Annotated in this window: 15 protein-coding genes, 1 pseudogene and 1 other annotated feature; of the genes and pseudogenes, 2 read left to right on the forward strand and 14 right to left on the reverse strand. The window is 41.5% G+C overall.

The window, feature by feature from the left end; translation table 11 throughout:
- Positions 1-40: 40 nt before the first annotated feature.
- From C8D97_RS17645 to sppA, 10 genes are all read right to left on the reverse strand, one after another.
- Positions 41-1,078, reverse strand: coding sequence for an ion channel (locus C8D97_RS17645; protein ID WP_109765136.1), 1,038 nt, complete (start codon positions 1,076-1,078; stop codon positions 41-43).
- Entirely contained in the window at positions 1,075-2,772 is a 1,698-nt protein-coding gene (locus tag C8D97_RS17650; RefSeq protein WP_245411492.1) for a polyamine aminopropyltransferase, read from the reverse strand. Before C8D97_RS17650 ends, C8D97_RS17645 begins: the two co-directional genes overlap by 4 nt.
- Before the next feature lie 78 nt (positions 2,773-2,850).
- Entirely contained in the window at positions 2,851-3,702 is an 852-nt protein-coding gene (locus C8D97_RS17655) for a DUF350 domain-containing protein (RefSeq protein WP_109765138.1), read from the reverse strand.
- A 20-nt stretch (positions 3,703-3,722) separates the two neighbouring features.
- Positions 3,723-5,372, reverse strand: a complete 1,650-nt coding sequence (locus C8D97_RS17660; protein ID WP_109765139.1) for an AAA family ATPase — start codon at positions 5,370-5,372, stop codon at positions 3,723-3,725.
- 13 nt (positions 5,373-5,385) lie between these two features.
- Complete coding sequence (locus tag C8D97_RS17665) at positions 5,386-6,012, reverse strand: DUF4178 domain-containing protein (RefSeq protein ID WP_170115297.1); 627 nt, start codon at positions 6,010-6,012, stop codon at positions 5,386-5,388.
- The gene (locus C8D97_RS17670; RefSeq protein WP_109765141.1) at positions 6,005-7,210 is read right to left on the reverse strand and encodes a toxic anion resistance protein; all 1,206 of its coding nucleotides are present in this window, start codon (positions 7,208-7,210) and stop codon (positions 6,005-6,007) included. The genes C8D97_RS17665 and C8D97_RS17670 overlap by 8 nt, the downstream gene beginning before the upstream one ends.
- Positions 7,210-7,737 carry a hypothetical protein gene (locus tag C8D97_RS17675; RefSeq protein ID WP_146196179.1) on the reverse strand — a complete coding sequence of 176 codons (528 nt, stop codon included), beginning with the start codon at positions 7,735-7,737 and terminating at the stop codon, positions 7,210-7,212. The genes C8D97_RS17670 and C8D97_RS17675 overlap by 1 nt, the downstream gene beginning before the upstream one ends.
- A 520-nt stretch (positions 7,738-8,257) precedes the next feature.
- Positions 8,258-9,583 (reverse strand): PA0069 family radical SAM protein, encoded by a 1,326-nt coding sequence (locus tag C8D97_RS17680; protein ID WP_109765143.1) that lies wholly within the window; start codon positions 9,581-9,583, stop codon positions 8,258-8,260.
- 84 nt (positions 9,584-9,667) lie between these two features.
- Positions 9,668-10,681, reverse strand: coding sequence for an asparaginase (gene ansA, locus C8D97_RS17685; protein ID WP_109765144.1), 1,014 nt, complete (start codon positions 10,679-10,681; stop codon positions 9,668-9,670).
- A 131-nt stretch (positions 10,682-10,812) separates the two neighbouring features.
- On the reverse strand, positions 10,813-12,678 hold the full coding sequence (sppA, locus tag C8D97_RS17690; RefSeq protein ID WP_245411493.1) for a signal peptide peptidase SppA: 1,866 nt from the start codon (positions 12,676-12,678) through the stop codon (positions 10,813-10,815).
- A gap of 234 nt (positions 12,679-12,912) precedes the next feature.
- Here sppA and C8D97_RS17695 point away from each other — a divergent pair, with 234 nt between their 5' ends.
- Both C8D97_RS17695 and C8D97_RS17700 read left to right on the forward strand, forming a co-directional pair.
- Entirely contained in the window at positions 12,913-14,943 is a 2,031-nt protein-coding gene (locus C8D97_RS17695; RefSeq protein ID WP_109765145.1) for an NADPH-dependent 2,4-dienoyl-CoA reductase, read from the forward strand.
- Positions 14,944-15,016: 73 nt separating this feature from the next.
- The gene (locus tag C8D97_RS17700; protein ID WP_109765146.1) at positions 15,017-15,367 is read left to right on the forward strand and encodes a VOC family protein; all 351 of its coding nucleotides are present in this window, start codon (positions 15,017-15,019) and stop codon (positions 15,365-15,367) included.
- A gap of 187 nt (positions 15,368-15,554) precedes the next feature.
- Here the strand turns inward: C8D97_RS17700 and C8D97_RS17705 are convergent.
- The 4 genes and pseudogenes from C8D97_RS17705 to C8D97_RS17720 form a co-directional block, all read right to left on the reverse strand.
- Positions 15,555-16,618: pseudogene (locus tag C8D97_RS17705) on the reverse strand (IS3 family transposase).
- Positions 16,224-16,340, reverse strand: a sequence feature (AL1L pseudoknot). (Overlaps the previous pseudogene by 117 nt.)
- 763 nt (positions 16,619-17,381) lie before the next feature.
- Positions 17,382-19,847, reverse strand: a complete 2,466-nt coding sequence (locus C8D97_RS17710; protein ID WP_109765147.1) for a HEAT repeat domain-containing protein — start codon at positions 19,845-19,847, stop codon at positions 17,382-17,384.
- 8 nt (positions 19,848-19,855) lie between these two features.
- Entirely contained in the window at positions 19,856-21,076 is a 1,221-nt protein-coding gene (locus C8D97_RS17715) for a vWA domain-containing protein (protein ID WP_109765148.1), read from the reverse strand.
- A gap of 3 nt (positions 21,077-21,079) precedes the next feature.
- Positions 21,080-22,084 carry an AAA family ATPase gene (locus tag C8D97_RS17720; RefSeq protein WP_109765149.1) on the reverse strand — a complete coding sequence of 335 codons (1,005 nt, stop codon included), beginning with the start codon at positions 22,082-22,084 and terminating at the stop codon, positions 21,080-21,082.
- Between the last annotated feature and the right edge of the window lie 275 nt (positions 22,085-22,359).

The following is a 22,359-nucleotide window of genomic DNA, read 5'->3' on the forward strand; positions in this document are numbered from 1 at the left end:
CAGACTAAGGCGTAATATCCAAAGATATTATTCACACCGCCTATTGAATTGCATCCAACTCAATAAAGCTAAGCCGCTCTGGGCCGGCATAAAATACCGCCATTCCAGGCTTAATAGTCATGTCCAGCGGTGGATTGATTTCAAGTTCTTTGTCTTTAACCGCAATAACTGTGACGCCGTATTTTTCTTTAAGTGCGAAAAATAATGATTTATAGCTGACGGAAAAGTCTTCTTGCTTGGGAATATCCAGTCGGTACATATTCTGACCGGTTAAATTAGATATTAAATTTTGAACCACCGAGCAGGATTCGCGATCTTGCAGTTCTTGCGCCATTAAATAAATATTTGCGGGCAGCACTATTTGATTCAGCGAGGGATCATCGGCGGGCAAATTTTTGATTTTATCGGCGTGATCTTCATCCATTAAACAGCAAACCATATGCGCCTGACGGTTAATTTCTCTTAGGGCATAGGCGGTAAAAAAGGTTTGGTCGTCGTCTTTACCGTGAATGATGATGTTACGGGCCTTTGCCGCATTAGAGCGCGTTAACACATCCGTTGAAGCCAGCTCACCACGAATAAAGTCTACCTTTTGTTTTACCATGGGGTTTGATTCTTGCGTCAGTGAGCATAAAACAATTTTTTGTTCCGGGTTATCGGCCAAAAGTTCTGTGATCATTTTTTCGGTACTGCCAGTACGATAGCCCATAATGACCGTATGATTTTCGTAGTTCATATGACTAAACCCTTTTACTTTTCGATTTGCAATTTCAATAATGGTTTCCGCAAGTTTACCAACCACCAGGCCGATAATACCAATGCCAAAAAACATAATAACCCCGGCGGTAAAGCGCCCACCATAGGAGCCTGGCGCATAATCACCATAGCCTACGGTGGTGATAGTCACCGAGAACCACCAGGTATAATTATCAATAATGTCGGTTTCGTTAAACGCAGACATACTGATCCAGCCACCGGCGTATAACATGGCAATAGAGATAACAATAACGACCCAGGTATTTTCGTACAGACTAAACAGGGCATGTCGACAGAAGCGTTGAATTAAGACGAACATCATTCGTTGATCCAGCTCTTTTCAATATAGTGATGCAACAAACAGGGCTGCATGAGTGTATTTATACAAGGTGTTTCTACCGACAATTCATCTTTGCCAAACGCAAAAGACGCCGACAGTAATTCTGGTGTTATAAAGTCAGTGACAACATTAAATTGCTCTAGGTTTTTTAAACGCTGTTGTAATTGTTCGGGAGACTCCTGATGTGTCCAGGCGAGATAAAAGCCCCAGTCACCAAACGAAGGTATATTTTGCCGATAGGGCAGTACCGAATAACCAGCCGCTTCTAGAGTGGTACCAATGGCAAGAAATGCAGGTTTGGCGTGATAGGGTGAAGTCGATTGAATAGCCACAAACGCATCCGGTGTTAAATGTTTTCTTAAGGTTAAATAAAACTGTTTACTGTAAAGTTTGCTTAACTCAATGGAGGAGGGATCGGGCAGATCGATAAATACCGCGTCCCACTGTTGATTAGATTGCTTAGTAGCGAGTTGACTTTGATTAGCTTGTCTTAAAAACTGATCCGCATCAATATTATAAACGTTAACCGCCGCTACCCATTGAGATTCTTCTTGATCTCCTGTGTAAGGTTCCGAAAGATAAACACCTTTTTTCTGGCTCTGATCATTAATGTTAAGTTGTTCGGTTACTACATTGGCGTGACGAAAGGCATCATTATTTAACTTAACCAAGGTTTCATGGTTTGACGCCAGTTTGATCATTTCCGGATCCAGATCCACCAGCGTCACAGACTTGATATATGAATATTTATTGACTTCACGTAAAGCCAGCCCATCACCGCCGCCTAAAATAAGCACATGTTCAACATTGGGCGAGGCCGCCATTAAAGGGTGTACTAATAAATCGTGATAGCGTTTTTCATCAACGGATGAAAACTGGGCGTTGCCGTTAATGTACAAACGGGTATCGTTAAGTGCTTTATTATGGGTAATAACAATGTGCTGATAACGAGTGGTTTCTTTATAAACGATGGGGTCATCGTAAAACCGTTGCTCGAGTAAATTGCTGATGTCGCGATTTTGCATAAAGCCAAATATTAAAAGAGCTGCTGTTATCGCCAGTACAACCAGATGCAATAAAGGCTTGTCGATAATACGACGTCGTAAAAAATAAATAATGGTCAGTGTGGCAACGGTAAAGTTAAAGCCAGCAACAATAAAACTGATTTCCGTTAATGGAAAATTCTTTAATAAAAACTTGACCCAAATAACCGCACCAATAAATGCACCTACATAGTCCATGGCATAAACAATGGTGAGATTGGTTTTTAGTTTTATTTTGTGTTGCTCGATGATGCGCATCACCAGCGGAATTTCAAAGCCAATTAAAAAACCAATGGAGAGTACAAAGAAGTAATGCACCAGTTGAAAGTTATGTTCCAGATAACCAAATGCGGCGTAAATAGCCAGAGGGGCAAAGCCACCTAAAATAGCCATTAATACTTCAACAGCAATAAACTTTTGCAACAGGTTTTTATCGGACATTTTGTTTTGCACAAAACCCGATACACCCATCATCAACATCATACAGGCAATCACCATTGAAAAGTTTTCAATGGAATTTCCTAAGATGTAAGTAGTGATGGTGGCTAAAACATACTCATTCACCAATCCACTTGCGCCGGTAGAAAACATACAAAACGCAAGCAGAATGGGAAGAAAGCGGGGCGCACTCATAATGATATACAGATAGTGGCTGTTTGATTATTAATAAAACCAATCAAATAGCTCATAAAGTTATCCATCAATTTTCGATTATAGAATCGCATTACTGAGTAATAAGGCAACGCCAATTTTTGAAGCGGTTAACTGCACAACCGGAACCAGTTTATTTTCGGAGAGAATAGAAGATACATTGGTGGTGGTGATTATCAGTAAATCAATGATTAATTCAAAAATATACAATAGAACCATGCCGGCAAGGGCAATCATTAAAAAGTCCAGGGCCAATACTTGCAACGTGGCGTCTGGTGTATTGCCGGCAATGGCACTTTTAAGAATTAACGCGTAGGCAATAATTTTTCCGCCGACGTAAATACCAGAAGCAACCTGATTATCACCAATAGCGGTCATTAATTTAAAGCCGCGATGCGCCAGGTGTTCATAAGCAAGAATCAACACAACCAGTGTTAACTGACCGACCACAAAATAGGCCAGGCTGGAAACGATGCCACCGCCTTCACCATAAATACTGGAGTACGCAATGATACCTGTGGCCACCAGCATGCCAAATTCCACGGCACCCACGGCAATATTATTGTCTTTTAATGCCGTCATGTTTTTAATGCCGGGTAACACCAGCTTATCGGTGATCATTAATGAACTCACCATAAACAATGTTGCGAGGGCTCCATAAGTAGCCGTAGCTACTAAGTCTTGTGTTAACGAGCCTGTGCTACTGCCCGCCATCACCCCCATCATGGCAATCGCCAGCCCAAGCTGCGCACCGCTTCGGCGTAATCCAACCGCCAAATTGCCTCCGGCTATCATGTCGTCGGCTTTGTAATAGGCCGATGCTTTAAAATTCAATACCAGCTTTAAGCCCAGGGCAAAGCCGATATAAATAAGTGTGTATAAAAAATAAATACCACCTGTTTCAAACGTCATTGTGATCACCTTTATTTAAATTATTTGCCTGAGCGTGAAGGGCCTTTGCCCCGATAAGCACTGCCCGCACCACGAATGGAGCTGGCTACAGAAGATGTATTACCTGTTTGTGCGGCTTTTACGGCCGAGGGATTTCGGGTCGAAAATGAGCTGTTTTTGTATCGTGAATGAGAGTAGGTTGAGCGACCAAAGGTGCCGTATTCACGATTGCGTCCGTAATAGGTCGAACCTCGACCGCTTGAGTAGTAACCGTTCCAGTCGTTATAACTGTATCGACCGGGCGTGACAAAATCACCCAATATTCGGTACATGCCATAATAGAACCAGAAGGAAGAGCCACTGCTGTCCTGTCGCCATTCACCGTATTGATTGGAGCCGGTAGGCACACCATTGACCATGGTGGGTTTTGCAATAGCGGCCATACCGACGGGCTCTGCGGTTCTAATGGATTCTGACTCATAAAACCCGAGCGGCTTGGTCACAATCGCCATGCCAAGATTTTCGTAATTTTGCCAGAAATAATCATTTTTTACCGGCTGCCACGCTTGTTCAACGGCATTTCCATCTTCAATAACTGTATAGCGGTGATAAGTTTTGGCCTGTGTTCTATCCACCCAATATTCCGCGTAAGGGTATTTATGATTCCATTGGTATTTCTTTTTAATACCCAGCGCATCCCAACGATTTTGTGGAATTCGGAGTTTAAACTTTTCATTACCCCAGCTTCGCGTCATACGGGCCATGGGCTCTATCCGTAAGCTGTCAAAATACTCAAAAGTATTGCTATCTACTTTTACTGGCGGGTAACGCATTTGCGTGCCTTCACGACAATATTCACCTTCACACCAGTTGGCACGACCAACCGTAACAAAAAAATCTACCTTTTGATCCGTTAATACTTTAACGTAACTGCGATCCAGTTGTGCCAATAAGGTAATGGAGCTAGATAGATCGGCGTCGAACACTTCATAGGTGGTATCGACGGTTTGGTAGGCCTCTGCAAATCGTGCAAAGTCTGTGCTCGAGGCGTCAAATTCAGTATTAACAGTTTCTGCATTTTCTTGAATGTTATCTTCCAGAGATTGCAGATGGGCTTGTTTTTCTACAATGTCGTTAGCCTTGTCAGGGTAGCGTTTTGCTGTGTCTGCAGCCTGTCTAATAAATGAAGATAATGCATTGCTTGCCTGGTTCGCTTTAGACTGAGTCGATGAATGTATGGATTGTTTATTGTCACGACTGTTTAGCAATAAAGTTGCCTTTGCAAGTGGCTGCTCCGACAGTTGATTCGATTTTAATACCAGCTGTCGACTGTTTTTAACCGCTTCAACTAATTTGGGCACATCATCTTCGTGATCGCGATCCAATATTGGAACAACTTGATCGTCGTTAATTTTTTTTGCTTGTTCCAACTCTTTAAATGCATCATTGAACGCTTGTTGCCAGTTTTCTCTATCCGCATAAGGTTTAAGAAAATCCCAGTCGTTACTTTGTTGTAATTCATTAAAAGATTGTTTGCGGGATTCTATTTTTTGTTGTTGCCGTGACAGTGTATCGGCGAGTGATTCGGCTTCTTTTACATAGTGATCGGGTATGCTGACCGCCACACTGTAAATTAAGTAGCCAAATAAAAATATAATCGCCGTTATGGCAATAAACTTTTTGCCTTGCATTGATTACCCCTTGCTAATGCTTTTGTCCGAGTTGCAATACAACCACAGACGTTTCCTTAACGCTTCGACTGATAAAAGCTTCACGGGACGGTTTGTCGTCGTCTTCTTCCCAGGCTTCAACGGTTAAGAATTGATCATCATCGGATGCAAACTCATACATTCTGACCGGTAAAGGCGTAGCGTCGTTACTACGATAATACAGAGCCGCCCAGGTATCGTCTTCAACATAGTGGTAGGTTTTTCCCTGACAGGTGACCGAGCCCATTTCTTCGTCGGCTATGTACTCAAGCGCAGCACGGGTTAGTGGCTTTCCGTCAAACTGAATATCCCGTAACTTAACTTCAGCAAGTGTTTCACCGATTTCAAGCTCGTCATCGTATTCCCATTCAATGAAGGTCGATTTACCGGACACAAGATGCACCAGTTGCAACTCGGTTACCCAGTAATCGTTATTACGTTTTTTGAAATTATTCCACTTTACATCAAGATAACGAGAAACACCGGTTACCTTATAGGTTTCGTTATTTATGTCGAGATAACTGTGACTGTTTATAGACTGAACCTTTAATGCTGATTTATCCATAGGATTAAACAGCGTCAGCCCACGAACTTCCTGAAGCCGCTGTTTGATATCAAGCATTTTTGTTATCTCCCTGATTCTCAAGCTTTGCGTTCTCTTGAGCATCTGCTGTAGTGTCACTGTCTTTATTGTCTTTTAGAGTAAACGCATCGGGATCGTTTTTAATGGCTTGCTTGGTTGCATTTGCTTCATCACGTGCCTGACGACTGCCTGCAGCAACGGGTTCCAACTCTTTTGTCATTTGACTGAGACGATCACTCACTTCACGGGCTTTGGTAGTGCTGTTTGCCATGGTCTCATTGGCGGTATTAACGGCGCTCATCAGCTGATCAAAACCTTCTTCCAGTTTTTCAAGACCAATCACAGGGTTGTTGTATAAATCCCCAACATTTTGTGCGGCCTGATTCACGGCGGCGGCATTTTGCGCCATCATGTCACCCAGACCATCCTGAAACCCTTTAACCGCTTTTTCAACGGCTTTTTGCTTGGCAAGGGCGGCTTGAATTCGAAGTGCATTTTGCATAACCATAGGACCAACCGTTAACGCACTGTCGATTTGTTCACTCAACAAAGAGTTGGTGGCAATGGTTTGATCAATACTGATAAAGAACTGAACCGCGGCTTGCTCCATGGTACGTAAATCACGAATGCGGCGCATTGCCTGATTTTTTACCGTGGCTAATTTTTGTTGTTCCTGAGGATCATCACCGGCGGTTGCTTCTTGTTGCTCCACTTGTTCAATAAACAGTTCACCAATATAAATTTCGGCTTCAATTTCACGCTTTGCTTCGGTAATTTCATCGTACTGGTGTTCAAGCTCAATACTGGTTTCTAGTAATTCATCTTTACCCGCTCGAAGGCCATTAAAAATTTCATTTACGTGGGTTTGCATGGGTTGATAGCGCTGAATGAATCGTGAAATGGCTTTGCGCTTTATGCCTTTGGGCATCCAGGAAAACCACCAGGCGTTATGCAACGAATGTGGGTTTAATTCGTCCATGGTGGAACGCAATTCCAGTAACTTTTCACCCGTTGGTGATTTGCCTTCGAGACCGGCGAGTAAAGAGTTTACGCTGCCCGCCATTAAGTCGTTTGCCGAAGCCATTTTTTTCTGAGCAGGGGCGCCAATACCGTCAACCACACGGGAAAGAGCAGGGCCAGCTTTTTCTTTAGTGGTTGCAACTAATTCTTTTGCACGTGTTTTCAGGCTTTCAACTTTACTGCTTTCAGCCCACTTAGGCGGGGTAATTTTCGACATTAGGCTACTCCTGAATCATTATTAAATCGATGTTTAAGAAACGTGGCTTTGGCGTTAAATTCGCTTTCGTTTCGACGGGTCAGCATGCTTTCGACATCTTTAAGTTCAGTGCTGAGCGACGCCAGGTTAGATCGCATGGTGGCTATTTTTTCTTCATCCTGTCGCGACTCAGCGTTTAAGGATAGGTATGGCAATATGCATTTGTTTGGCAGGTACTCTGTGGCAATACGATTTACTGTCCAGGTAATTTCACTACCCGGTGTACTGGCTTCATTTATTGCGGGTATTAAGTCGACTAATTGATCAATGACCGCCTCACACTCTTTAGTAAGGGCTTCACTGATGGCCGATTTACGAATTTGTAAATTTAATGCCACAAGATCCTGCAATGGATCCGGCTGGTTAGTGGTCGATGCATCATCTGAGTTATTATCAGAACCGCTGGTGGATTTATTTTTCTTAATATAAAAAGCGGCAGCGATAATACCTATTAGCGCTATTATCAGAATTGCCCACATTATGTCCATTGGTAATACCCTCGAAAAAATAAAAGCCTGATAGTGGGTCCAGTAGTCCTCGCACCCACTGAAAATATTACACAAAAGTAATATTTTAAAGTCCGCTAAATTAACATATACCGGTAAACAGCACTACTGTTGCAACGATAGGTTAATAAATAAACGATAATCTTGGTTACTGATCATATTTACTCAGTAAGCAAGCCTCCCGATACTGTAAACATGTATGCTTTGCCATTAAATGGGATGATAGGTACCTTGCGTAGAGAGGGTTTGAGGGAGACTTTAAGAGGGAGTTTAAAAAGTGGCTTTGAGAGGACTGTGTGAGGGTAGAATTCAATTTATTCATATTATCCTTATAATCAAATCATTGTAATCATATCCTTGGAGTCAATTCTTATAATCAAATCCCTGAAATCAATTCGTCGTAAAGAGCATGTCGTAAAGAACATGTCGTTGAAAAAATAGCGATCTGGAAACGTTCTGCTATCGAATCATTCTGAAGATAAAAGCGCTGAAGTTTGCGACATTACAACAGCGCCAACTGGGCTGGCTGGTGGTTTTTAAATAAATCACAGTTAAGAGGTTGTGGCTTGCTCATATTGATCTGAAATTTTCGACAGGCGACCTGAAACCGAATTTTAAATAGATTGGCGAAAATACCGCTGCCAGTCATGCGTGTGCCAAATTCACTATTATTCAGCTGACCATTTCGCATGTCGTATAAATAATTTAATACTTTCTGTTTTCGGTAGGGAAAGTGTTGTTCCAGCCAGTCGCTAAACAAGGTTTTTAATTCATAGGGCAAGCGTAATAGCACATAACCGGCTTGTTCAACGCCTTGTTGGTGCACGGCGTCCAATAAGCGTTCAATTTCCTTATCGTTAATCGCCGGAATAATTGGAGCTATCATTGCAGTGGTTGCTATACCATTATCAGTGAGCTGCTTCATAACATTTAACCGGGCTTTGGCAGAGGCGGTTCTTGGTTCCATTATAGTTTTAAGACGATTATTCAAACTGGTTAAGCTGACACCAACCGACACCAGATTTTCTTTACTTAAATCTTGTAGTATATCCAGATCGCGCAGCACCAATTTACTTTTGGTAAGCAAACTCACGGGCTGCTTATATTCAAGACAAACCTGTAATGCCTGCCTGGTCAGTTTCAATTGCTCATCGATGGGCTGGTAGGCATCGGTATTGATGCCCAATGCAATGGGTTTGCATTGGTAACGGGGCGATTCGAGTTCTTTTTTCAATTGCTCAATAGCGTTATGTTTGTAAATGATTTTGGTTTCAAAATCGAGACCGGGTGATAAGTCCAGATAGCTGTGTGTGGGTCTGGCAAAGCAATAGATGCAACCGTGTTCACAGCCTCGATAAATATTAACGCTTCTATCAAATGGAATATCCGGCGATTGATTGTAATTGATAATACTTTTGCAGGTTTCCTTTATATAAACGGTTTTGGGATTTACTGTTAAATCAGAAGCAATATCTGAAGAAAGAGAGTCTTCTATAACAGTATCAGCTGAAACGGTATCAGTTGAAACAGTCTCCGCTGAATAAATATCAGGTAAGCCGGACAGTAAATCAGTCTGTTGATCAGCCGGTACAGATTGAATTAAATTTTCTGAATTAACCGCTTGATGGTGGTTACTTTTAACATGAGTATTTTTAACACCGGCTCTTTGGCTGCGTTTGTTTTGTGTGGAGGATTGAAAGTAGGACTCATTCTGAAAGTATTCAGACGTCTGCAGGCTAAATCGATTAGCCATATTGGATGAGCTACCGCGACCTTTTATAGGCGCGCTTACAGGTGAAGAAGCCGTTGTAGTATTGGGCTGTGACATAATCCTTGCTCCACATTGATGGATAGGTGCAAGGCAGGGGTTATTTCAGTATATTAAATTATAGCTACTTATGCAAGTAGTACTCTAGAGACTTAGTTCGCCACGTAAATCCAGTTGCATCTTCTGTTTAATTTGTTCCGTGTCTAACCCTAAGCTAAATAAGTAATACAGCTTGCTCAATGCGGCCTCTGTGGTCATATCAAAGCCACTGATAATGCCACACTGACTGAGTCGATTACCGGTTGCGTAGCCTTTCATATCCACACTGCCACGATAGCATTGAGTGATGTTAACAATAACCACATCACGACTGGCGGCGCGTTCAAGAACATCTAAAAATTGTGGATTATTCGATGGAGCATTGCCCATGCCATAAGTTTGAAGAATGATGCCCTTAATGGGATCGATCAACAGATTGTCAAGCATCTGCGCCGACATGCCCGGAAAAACACTGATCACGGCAATTTCAGGCGGCTCAATTTTTTGAACTTTAAACGGGCGGGTATTGGCCTGTATTAAAAGTTTGTGATTGATATCGATGGTTGTCCCCACCTTTGCCAGTGGTGGAAAATTTGGCGAACCAAAGGCGTGGAAGTTATTGGCATCTATTTTTTGCGCGCGGTTTCCACGGTACAGGCGATCATGGAAAAACAGTCCGACTTCTGGAATATGATAATTAGCCGCCAGGATCACTGAGGTGATCAGGTTATCGCGCCCATCACTTCGTAATTCACCAAAGGGAATTTGTGAGCCGGTAACAATCACCGGTTTATCGAGATCTTCCAGCATAAAGGATAATGCCGATGCGGTATAAGCCATGGTATCGGTACCATGTAATATAACGAAGCCATCAAAGTCGTGATAACGCTTTTTAATGTCTTCGGCAATGACAAACCAGTCTTGCGGGGTGATATTTGACGAGTCAATAAGATTGGAATACTCATTGATTTCAAAGTGGGGCATATCGTCACGGTTCAGATCCGCCAGCTGGTTTAACTCCTGCGTCAAATAACCGGCTTTGGGCGCAAAGCCCTGTTCGGAACGTTTCATCCCGATGGTACCACCCGTGTAGGCAATGTAGACGGATCGCTTTGTCATAATGCTGAATATCTTCCCGACGGTTTATGTATTGTGTTTAAAAACAGTTTGGCAGTGACGCTTTTATTCGATTCGCCCAAACAAAAAAGGCGAACATAATGTTCGCCTTTTGTATTGCGAGTACGCTTAGTTTAATCGATTACACAGTTACAGTGAATATAAGCGTGGTTCGGATCATTAAACTGCTGAACTTTCTTTAACTCAGATTGCATATCGAGCATCAGTTTATTCACCAGAGTATTTGGTTTAACTGATTCAGTTTCAATATTGTCTGAGGCCGAAGAGTTCAATAACTGCTTAATAAGCTGCTCATTTTTAGACAGCTCGCGCTTAACAAACCAGGTGTCGTATTGACCGTCTTCCAGTTCAGCACGTTTTGCAGCGGCTTTTATGGCATCATTAATGGAACCCAGATTATCAACCAGTCCAAGTTCTTTAGCCTTAACACCAGACCAGACACGACCTTGGGCAATTTCATCGACCGCTTCGGTTGTCATATCACGACCATTTGATACCAGCTCTAAAAAGCGGCGATAGCCATTTTCGATATTCGACTGAATGATTTCTTTAACTGGCTCGGAAAGCCCCTGACCAACATCCATTGCACCGGCCAGCTTGGTTGTGCCAACACCATCGCGATTAACGCCTGCCCAGTCCAGGGTACGCTCAAATGTAGGGATAAAACCGAAGATACCAATGGAACCGGTAATCGTGGTTGGGCGTGCCCAGATTTCATCTGCGTTAGCTGAAATCCAGTAACCACCGGATGCGGCATATGTGCCCATGGAAACAACAAAGGGTAAGCCTTGTTCTTTTGCTTGCATCAGTTCCTGACGGATGACTTCTGAAGCAAATGCACTGCCTCCGGGGCTATCGACACGTAATACAATTGCGGCTGTATTTTCGTTGGTGCGTGCACGACGAATTTTACGAGCCAATGTATCGCCACCAGCGGTGCCTTCTTTCGCATTGCCATCAACAATGGCACCTTTAGCAATGATCACAGCTACTTTTTTGCTAGTCGGGTTAACAATATCAATTGGCGGTTTGATGGCTTTTAAATATTTACGATGATGGATTTGCTTGTAGGATGTTTTGTCTTCGTTTTCACCGACGGCTTCCATCATCATTTTACGAAACTCAGGTCGTGTTTTTAATCCATCAACCAGTTTGTTTTCCAGTGCAATTTTAGAGAAATTGCCACCGTGTTGTTTCATGGCTTCTGGGTAGTTATTGATTTGAGTGTCGATATCTTCGGCGCTAATGCCACGTGCTTCAGCAATGTCTCTTTTAAAGCTTGACCATAAGTCGCCCAAAAAGGCTTTATTGGCTTCTTTGGCGTAATCCGACATATCGTTACGTAAATAAGGTTCAATGGCGCTTTTGTATTTACCTACTTTAAACACATTAGGCGTTACTTTTACATTCTCTAACATATCGGCGTAATAGGTTCTTACCCGGCTGTAGCCTTCGAGCAAAATGCCACCGTGAGGGTGCACATAAACTTCATCGGCCTGAGCGGCGATATGATACTGGGCTTGCGAGTAGAAATCGCCCATAGCCACTACTTTTTTACCGCTTTCTTTAAAGTCAGCAAAGCCGTCTTTTAACATTTCCAGCATAGCCGGACCAACGCTCACAATGCTTTGTGGGTAAATGGCGATCATGGTGATTCGATCATCTTCTTTGGCGTTTCTCAACACTTCAAGCAAGTCATAAATGCTTTCTTCGTTGGGTTGGCCGTTACCCATGGCTTCACCCAGCGCTTCTTGAACCGGATCAACAAATTGCGGTTGCTCGGTAATGATGCCTTTAGGTGCAAATACCAGTGCAGAGCCTTCCGGCACATCGACTTTATCGCCGCCACTGACAATTGAGACCAGAAAACTGATGGAAAGTATGAGTGCAATTAGTCCAAATACAACCACAGCGTTAACTTTAAACACTGTCCAGATGTAATAGAAAATTCGCCCAACTGTGCTACTAGGTTTATCCACGGTAACTCCCTAATTTCGTTATAAAACAAAAGGATAATTAAATGATCTAATGTATATTATTAAGTTAAGTTTAAAAGATTTATCTTTCAACGTTTGTTTAAGTACATCGAAGGAAGAGTTTATTACATATGTTTACCCATTATAAATGTTGCTAAATGTTAGCGCTGGATTTCTCCACAGGTGACTGTTAAAGTTCTATTAAGTGGTTAGACCAGAAATAAGGCATAACAATCGATGGATCAGAATCCCCATTATCCGAATTTACTGAAACCTTTAGACCTAGGCTTTACCCAATTAAAAAATCGTGTGCTGATGGGTTCCATGCACACAGGGCTAGAAGAGGAAAAGGGCGGCTACGACAAAATGGCGGCTTATTTTGCGGAGCGTGCAAAAGGTGGTGTGGCCTTAATGGTTACCGGTGGGATCTCACCCAACTTTAGAGGTCGGCTGGCACCTAACTCATCGCAACTATCGAACCGCTGGCAAGTAAAGAAGCATCAAATCATTACCGACGCAGTACATAAAGAAGGTGGAAAAATAGCTCTGCAAATATTGCACGGTGGCCGTTACTCCTATCATCCACTGAATTGCGGTCCCAGTGCCGTTAAAGCGCCCATTACTCCTTTTACCCCAAAAGCATTATCAAAGCGTGGCATTAAAACCACCATTAAACATTACATTCGTTGCGCTAAGCTGGCTCAAAAAGCAAATTATGATGGCGTCGAAGTCATGGGATCGGAAGGGTACTTAATCAATCAGTTTATTTGCGCAAGAACCAATCATCGCACTGATGAGTGGGGCGGCGAATATGAAAACCGTATACGCTTCCCAATAGAAATCGTAAAACAAATGCGAGAAGCGGTGGGTGAAAACTTTATCATTATCTACCGACTGTCCATGCTGGATCTGGTTGAAAATGGCTCAACCTGGGAAGAAGTAGTGCAGTTGGCAAAATCAATTGAGCAGGCCGGTGCCACTATCATCAATACCGGAATTGGCTGGCATGAAGCCCGAATTCCAACCATAACTACGTCCGTTCCGCGCGCCGCTTATACTTGGGTCACACAAAAATTAAAAGAACATGTGTCAGTTCCTTTAATCACTACCAATCGCATTAATGTGCCTGAGGTGGCTGAAGACATTTTATCCCGAGGTGATGCCGATATGGTGTCTATGGCTCGTCCGTTTTTAGCCGATCCTCACTTTGTGGCGAAAGCCGCTGAAGGTCGTTCTAAAGACATCAATATTTGCATCGGTTGTAATCAGGCCTGTCTTGACCATGTGTTTAAACAGCAACGTGCCACTTGCCTTGTCAATCCTAGAGCCTGTTATGAAACCGAACTGGTAGCAAGTCCTGCAACAGAGGTTAAAAATCTGGCTGTTGTTGGTGCAGGCCCCGCAGGAATGGCGTTTGCACTAGAAGCCAGTCAAAGAGGTCATAAAGTAACTTTATTTGAGCAAAGTCAAGAATTAGGCGGGCAGTTTAATATCGCGAAACAAATACCCGGCAAAGAAGAGTTCGAGGGAATGCTGCAGTATTATATCCATCAGCTTGAGCAATCATCGGTGGATATAAAGTTAAATACTAAAGCGGATATTGAATCACTGTCGAATGGATTTGATGAAGTGATTTTGGCTTCAGGCGTCACGCCTAGAATTCCGAAAATTGACGGAATCGATCATGAAAAAGTCTTAACCTATATAGATGTGATTAAACATCATAAACCCGTCGGCAAAAAAGTAGCGGTTATTGGTGCTGGCGGTATTGGCTTCGATGTTTGTGAATACCTGACCCATGAAGGCGAGTCGAATACATTACACCGCGATAACTGGTTAAAAGAATGGGGCGTCGATAAAGAATACAAACACCGCGGTGGCCTGTTGTTGAAAACCGAAGTTGATCCGTCACCGCGTAATGTCACCATGTATCAACGCAAAGAAACCAAAATGGGCAAAGGTCTGGGTAAAACCACCGGCTGGATCCACCGGGCAACACTTAAACACAAAAAAGTTAAAATGGTGACTGGCGCGCAATACGAAAGAATTGATGACTTTGGCCTTCATGTGACCGTTGATGGCGAAACTCAAGTCAAAGATTATGACAATATAATATTGTGTACCGGTCAACTCTCATTACGGGAGCTTCAATCGGACCTTGAACAAAAAAATATAAAAGTTCATTTAATTGGTGGAGCAGATGTTGCGGCAGAATTAGATGCCAAGCGTGCTATCCGTCAGGGAACCGAGCTTGCGCTAGCGATTTAAATATTTAGATACTCAGTCGTCAACAGAGTTAATCATGGTGACTGTTTAGCAATATTAATAAAAGGAAAACCTAATGCCACAGCATGAAAAAATAAATTATGTGGAGTTTCCAGCGAGTAATATAGAGCAAACCAAAGTATTTTTTAGCGAGGTGTTTGGCTGGCGTTTTACCGACTATGGACCCGATTACACAGCGTTTGCCAATGCAGGACTCGATGGTGGCTTTTATCGCTCAGAGCAATCATCCTGTACTGAAAATGGCAGTGCTCTGGTTGTGCTTTACAGTGAACAGTTAGAAATCACCCAAAACAATATAGAAAAAGCAGGCGGCACTATTGTTAAGCCGATCTTTTCATTTCCGGGCGGTCGCCGGTTTCATTTTTGTGATCCCAGTGATAATGAATTTGCGGTATGGTCTGAGTAATTATTAACAGGCTTTTAATCGTTCTGTCGATGTCTGTTAACTTTACAACGAGATTCTCTAATTCGAGCCTTATATTGAGTCGTTTCATTATTTTCTTAATACTAGCTCTCTTAATACCAAGTCTCTTAATAATAGGTCTCTTAATATTTGAATCGCCCCGGTAAATTCGGAGGCGGATTTGTTTGAGTTATGCTGCTGCATGTTCGGCTAATTGTCGATAATAGTTTTCCTCATATTCAACGGGTGGAATGTCACCGATAGGTTGTAGCAGTCTCTTGTTGTTGAACCAGTCAACCCAATCCAGGGTGGCAAGTTCAACTTGTTCAAGCCCTTTCCAAGGCCCATCTTTATGGATGACGCCTTTCGGCTTACCTCTTGCCCACAGTGCTTGCTCTAACGCATCTAAAATGAGTTGTGTTTGCATTGTTTTCATCACACGCCAACCAACAATCTTGCGTGAGAATACATCAATGACAAATGCTACATAGACAAAGCCTGACCAAGTGGCGACGTATGTGATATCTGCCACCCACAGTTGGTTTGGACGCCGTGCACTGAACTCTCTGTTAACCAAGTCTAATGGCTTATCAGCACTATCATCAGGAATCGTTGTAATACAGCGTTTGCCTCGACGAACACCCTCAATTCCTAGCACTTTCATCAATCGAACGATGGTGCAGCGTGCTACCGTAAAGCCTTCACGCTTCATCTGTTTCCAAACTTTTCTTGCGCCATAACATCGCCTGTTCTCTTGCCATACTCGCATGATCTCAGGTTTCAGCACTTCATCACGATGATAACGTGGGCAGCGTTGTTCTGGCTGTGCTTCCAGTGATTTACAACGGTAATACGTTGATGGTGCAATTTGCACAACACGACAAATCGGCTCGACACCATACAACGAGCGATACACATCAATAAACTGGATTATTTCTTTGGTTTGCGGTCGAGCTCCGCTTGGGCAAAAAATGCTGCGGCTTTTTTCAAGATCTCATTAGCTTGTTTTAGCTCTCGGTTTTCTCGTTCAAGCTCTTTTATTTTTGCGCTGGCATCAGAAGTTATTCCAGGTTTCTTACCTGAGTCAACTTCCATTTTGTTAACCCAAGCCCTTAATGTCTCAGGCGTACAACCTATTTTTGACGAAATAGACACCAGTGCTGCCCATCTCGACGAATGCTCATGCTCTGATGTTAAAACCATGCGAACTGCACGTTCGCGGACTTCTGGGGAATATGTTGTTCTTCTGTTCATTGGCTAATTCTCTCAAGATAATTAGCCTCCGACAAACCCGGATTGATTCAATTAAAAGTTTAAATTACTTTTAAGCCAGAAAGCACCAATCAAACTTGAGCTTGTTCTTAAAGGGGTTCTGGGGGAATTTAGCTCTAAAGTGACACTTTTCTCTATAGCTTTCTACAATGCGCACACGGCCAAAACGTGATTAAAATCATTCCGGAGAAACCAATTACACGAAATGAAATTGTAAGTGACTCAAATATCATAGATATACAATAAAATGAGATCGTTATAGCTAATAAACTGCTTAAAAAAATCTGCTGAAATTTCACTCTTTTCCTAAACTTGAAACGACTCTCTGTCTCTACTTTTATTCACAAGCAGAAGGTTCATGTTGATAACGACAGTCTGACTTATCAAGTATCTGCAAATTATCTCCGGATTTAAATTTTTCAATACTCTCAAATTGACGAAAATTCAACTCACTTATGACTGCAGTCTATCTATGAGGATATTCATCCCTGTCAATATCTAAAAGAACTTATTGAAGTTCTTCGTTTGTATATTTTGAATAATCAATACTCACAAATCTACTACCGATCAATTTAAAACTTTTTGCTTATCGATAGCGGCCATTAACGGATAAAATCTTGAGTTTCAATTATAGTCCGTTTCTTCCATTGTCTAGAGCAGAAATAGATGTTGAGCTCCGATCTAGTTGCTCAATACCAATATTGACAAAAAATGTTATATAAAAATAAATACCTTTTTATTAGAACTAACCTACTTGATAAAAACTTTTAAAGCGTTTAAGCCCTTCTCTCATAGCTTTCAAGGGGTGGTATTCTAAAATTTCTTGGACATTTGGTTTACTTAGCATATTTAGGTTTGAAAGTATTTTATTGCTTACATGATTACTTGTTATTTTACTTAGTACTAATATAAATAACTCTGGACTTCGGGTTTTAGTAATAAGCTCTGCTAGTATATCTTGATTATTAGTCTTTTCAGCAATCTTTACTCTATCTTCGTCTGTAAAGCTTAAGTTAGCGGCAAGCTTTAAGAGAACATCGTCACTGTCCTCCATGAGCACCTTAAGAATTTTCTCATCGGCTGAGTATTTAGCCGCTATTATCCTAACTTCTTTATCTCTAGCTTTTGAAGCAAGCTCCAAAAATTCCTTTTTGTAGTCATATTTACCATCTTTGTAAGAGTACCAGCACTGATTGTTAGCAGCTGCTATTCTTACTTCTTTTTCATCATCGTTAAGTAAACGACCTATTACAGCTTGATCCTTCAAACGGCTTGCTATTATTTTTCTTACCTTTGACTTGGAATCTTTACTTAATTCTTCGAGTACCTCTAAAGGAGTCTTCATATTTCCAGCCACAGCCAATCGTACACTCATAGATCGATCAGTTACAAGTTCACTTAAGAATGAAGTATCGTTGGTCTTTTTCGCTAATCTAGCTCTCTCGGTTGCTGGACCCTCGTTAGAAATAGAGCTTGATGTTGATTTAACTAGGGTGCTTGATGATGACATATTTTCACTTGCTGCAACTTTAACAGTTGTCACTTTATCGCAAGCTAAACTCTCTAATATTGTTTTTGGACAATTCTTATGCTTAGCAACCTTCTCTCTCACACCCGGCTTTTCGTCTCTCGCTAACATTTCAAACATAAAATGTATTAACGTGCTTCGTTCAGGAATGCGTTTGCGAGAGTTTGTATCAGGGTCCCTTATAAATGGAATAATATCGACAATAGGCGTTGTCCATGAACTGAGAGCCTGAGCTTGGCGTTTTTTATCTTTTGAGTTGATATAATACCTCGCAATAAAACCCGGGGCAGCGCCTTCACCAAGCCATTTATCTATCTTCCATTCTTTATAAGGCTCAGGCTTAATTGTTCTACCTTCTAATAGTGCCAACGCAACTTTAGGGTTTCGGTTTAAGTCATTGGGGCTATAATAAGCGTAGGCTGACATTAAATCGGTTGGGCAACTATCTGATTTTGATGCAATCCTAGAGATAAAACAATGTCGAGACGTTTGACCTCTCTGCAATCGACCAAACGATTGACTCTTGTTTTTTTCATTTGCTACAAGAACTTCTTTTAGGTGATGTTTCCAGGTTTTTTCATTTGCTTTTTTGGCTGGCTTTAAATCCTTAATCAAAGCGTAATGCACGGAATCATAACTCGTAAGATTTGCTAATTCATAGGCTGCATTTGCACCAGCTTTGGATGCTAGGTCCAGTTGTCTATTCTCAGGTAAACTAGGATTACTAGCTAAACCAATCTGCACATCTTCATTATCTATCTTGAGTAGCTTATCTAGCGAAGAAAGGGGCGTATTTTTATTAAATGCAACAGAAGATCGAACCCAAACCAACTCATCCACAGCGACTTGTTCAAGCGCTTTACTTGGAGTATTATAGTTAAAGCCAATTAAAAATCGTATACAAGGGTCTTCGGAAGAGGCTAGTTGCACTAGGCTCTCCGGTGCAGAAGCTGGGTCAATTGCTATTTTAACTGCATCGTTGAATTCTAACTCAGATATTTTTGGGGATTTAATATTCTCTTGCTTATCACGCATTTGATAAGCTATTACTGCTTCGTCAGGGCAATTTGGGTTATCGAGTGCAACCTTAGTTACTAGAAACTCTTTATCTTTTGTTAAATTTCCAATCACATTCGACGGAACGCTAGGATTAGATGCCAAAACCTGTCTAACAGTTTTTGCCGTATCGTTTGAAAGCCTATTATAAAACTCTTCCGGCAAATCTTTTCTTGCAGCAATTACTTTTCGTAATGGAGCACTTTTCGAGTATAAGTACTTCTTTATTATATCTTTACTTATCGGCTCAAGAGACATAATAAACCTTTGATAATCAGGCTCAGCATTTTCCATCAAGTAAGCTACTTTGTAGTATTCTGTTTTGGTTCTTGATATATAATTAGACCAACGGTACATTCGAGTTGGTATACTATGTTTTATCCGGCTATGCCAATTGGGGCCTGCCTTATATTTAGCTACCATAGGATTGGATTCGGCTGAATCTCTAAGACAGATCCAAAGCATAGCAAACAGGACTGCCGGACAAGATGGATTGGCGGCCACAGCTTCTGCGATTTCTTTCTCTCCATGGTGATACCTCAAAATACTTTCTAATTCATCCTCTGTCGAAGACGAATCTTTTGCTTTTTGTAAATCTTCATTAAAATTTGGCTTCCTTATATACATTCTTACTCCTAAATTAATCTAGTAACTTCACCAAATGGAAAGTGCTCAGCTGCATCATCGGTCGCAACCCAAAGCACAGGAATTTTGGGTTCTTTGGAAGGAAAATCTCCATATCCGTCAGTCAAATATATGCAAACGGCTTCTTCAAAATCATCTAAAGTTTCTTCTAACTTTCTAAAGAACACTCTAAAGTCAGTTCCTCCGCCTCCTTCTGCATCTACTAAATTCATATCGTGAAGTAGATCATAGGGGCCATAAACATCCGCATCTACAAAATATAGCTTGCCATTTATACAGGAATAGCAGCTTAAGATTGACTCAATCTCAGCTCGGAATTGAGCTAATTGTTCGTCACCTACAGAACCGCTCGTATCAACAGCAATATAAACAGTTAGTGATTCACCTTGTAGTTGTTCTAAGTACAAACCTTTATGTATAAATCTACGGTCAAAGTCGGAATAATCATAAGGTGTTTTAGTCATGTAACGCCAAAGCACAGTTTTCCAATCTAATTGAGGACTTACAATATCTTGAATAGCACGACTTAGCCCTAAAGGTAAATCACCCTGCATCTGACTACTCATTTGATCTACAGCTCTTGCGCTTAAAATTGCATTTTTCCAGTAAGCCTCTACTCGATTTCGTTCATTTTGAGAGCTTATGCTTTGATTGAAATCATTTACACGAATATCTTTAACTGTAGGATAAAGTAGTTCCAAAGATTTCGTCTGAATACTATGAGTGTCAGAACTAGAATTTATATTTTTGTTTTCACTTTCTAAGCCCGCGGCTTTAATCGAAAACAAATCAGAATCAGTTGTACTGGAAAGTTTCCTAGCTCTTTCTAGTAACACTGTATAGATATACTCAACAGATTTGTCAGAGTATCTTGGCTCGAATGCGGTTGCAGGGGGGCGCTCAAAATCGCTTTCTTCTATCATATTATTTACAACAATATCAGCCGCAATATTCCAAATGACGTCGTCTCTGTTACCCCGCCGAATACCATGTAATAGAGCACAATGTAAGGTTAAGTGCAGCAGAGTCCCTAACTTTTCTGTGGAGTTAATCCTAGAAAAGTAATCTGGGTTTATCCGTGCAACTTTTCCATATACATCAAAATATTCAACCCTACCGGTAAATTGATAATCCATGTACAATGATAAGGTTGCAAAAAAAGGATGTTTTTTCCGCAAACTAATTAGATAGCTGCTGATCTCGCTTTCCATTGTTTACTCTGGACCGTTCATCAGCTGTATGAAATCATTTAAAAAAGCCTTGAGCTTTGGCTCTTCCATAAGGGCTTTGTGAACAGGTTCTAACTCGCCCAATCTTCTTAACTGGGGAAAGAGATCTGTCGCAAATAGCTGAACCCATTCTGCGGGAGCTTTGTCTACGAGCCAGTTGAAACACTTAATCGCAGTTTCTGATTTTTTGCTACGTCCCACAAGTCCCATCACAGTCGCGTACCTCAGAGAAGGTTCAATAGGGAACTCTATAGAAAAATTGCCTTGGGCAACTTTATCTAGATCGGGGGTTTTTTCAATGATGTCCAGAAATGCATAAAATTCGGAGGCGGGACCAGTTCCAACCGCTGGCGCGATATCGAGTTCACTACTTTTCAGTATGTTAGCCATCTCCCAACTCCGTGGAGAAGGCCATGCGCTCTCTCCATCCATAATTTTATGCAATAAGTCTTCCCGAAAAGCAACGAATGCAATAATATTTTCATGAAAATTTTTCGTGTAAGCGAATTGACGGAAGTCTTCAGATGAAAGCTCTACATTTAAATGAATAAATCTATTAGCTAACGGGCTGGGCATATCATACACAGCTGATTTATGCTCCTTTCTATTTCCAGCAGCCCATACGAACCAGCCATCGGGTAGAATATAACTTCCTACCCGACGATCCAAAATGAGTTGTTGCGCAATACCTTGCATAGCAGGTGGAGCCATATTTATTTCATCTAAGAAAAGTATTCCCTTACCCTCTGTAGGAAGAAATTCTGGAGGCAGCCATGAGGAATGCTTATCCTTCGGTACAGGCAATCCTCGTAAATCTGTTGGAGCAAGTTGGCTTAAACGAAGATCTATAATATCGAGTCCATTACTTTGACACGCTTCGGTAACGATACTTGATTTGCCTATACCCGGCGCGCCCCATATCATTACACTCAATTTTATGTTCTGATTAATAATCTTAGACAAATATAAAGATAACTCAGATGGTTTCATACTATTTTAACTCTAATAAAAATAAATTTAATATTCAGGCCACACTTTAAAATCAACTAGAGCGTGTTGATTTTTGTTTATAAAGTAAGCAGGCATGATATTCAGGTATAATTTGTTTCGCCAAAAACCAACCACACCTGACTTATCATGCCAAGACTCATGCTAACAGATAACACCTGAAAACAACTAAAAATTTTAATGACTCATAGTGGTCGAGTGTACAATAAATACGAGCATAGGATGACACTAGAAGGCATTCTATACCGCATGAGAAC

It is taken from the genome of Pleionea mediterranea (assembly GCF_003148745.1).
Lineage (GTDB): Bacteria > Pseudomonadota > Gammaproteobacteria > Enterobacterales > Kangiellaceae > Pleionea > Pleionea mediterranea.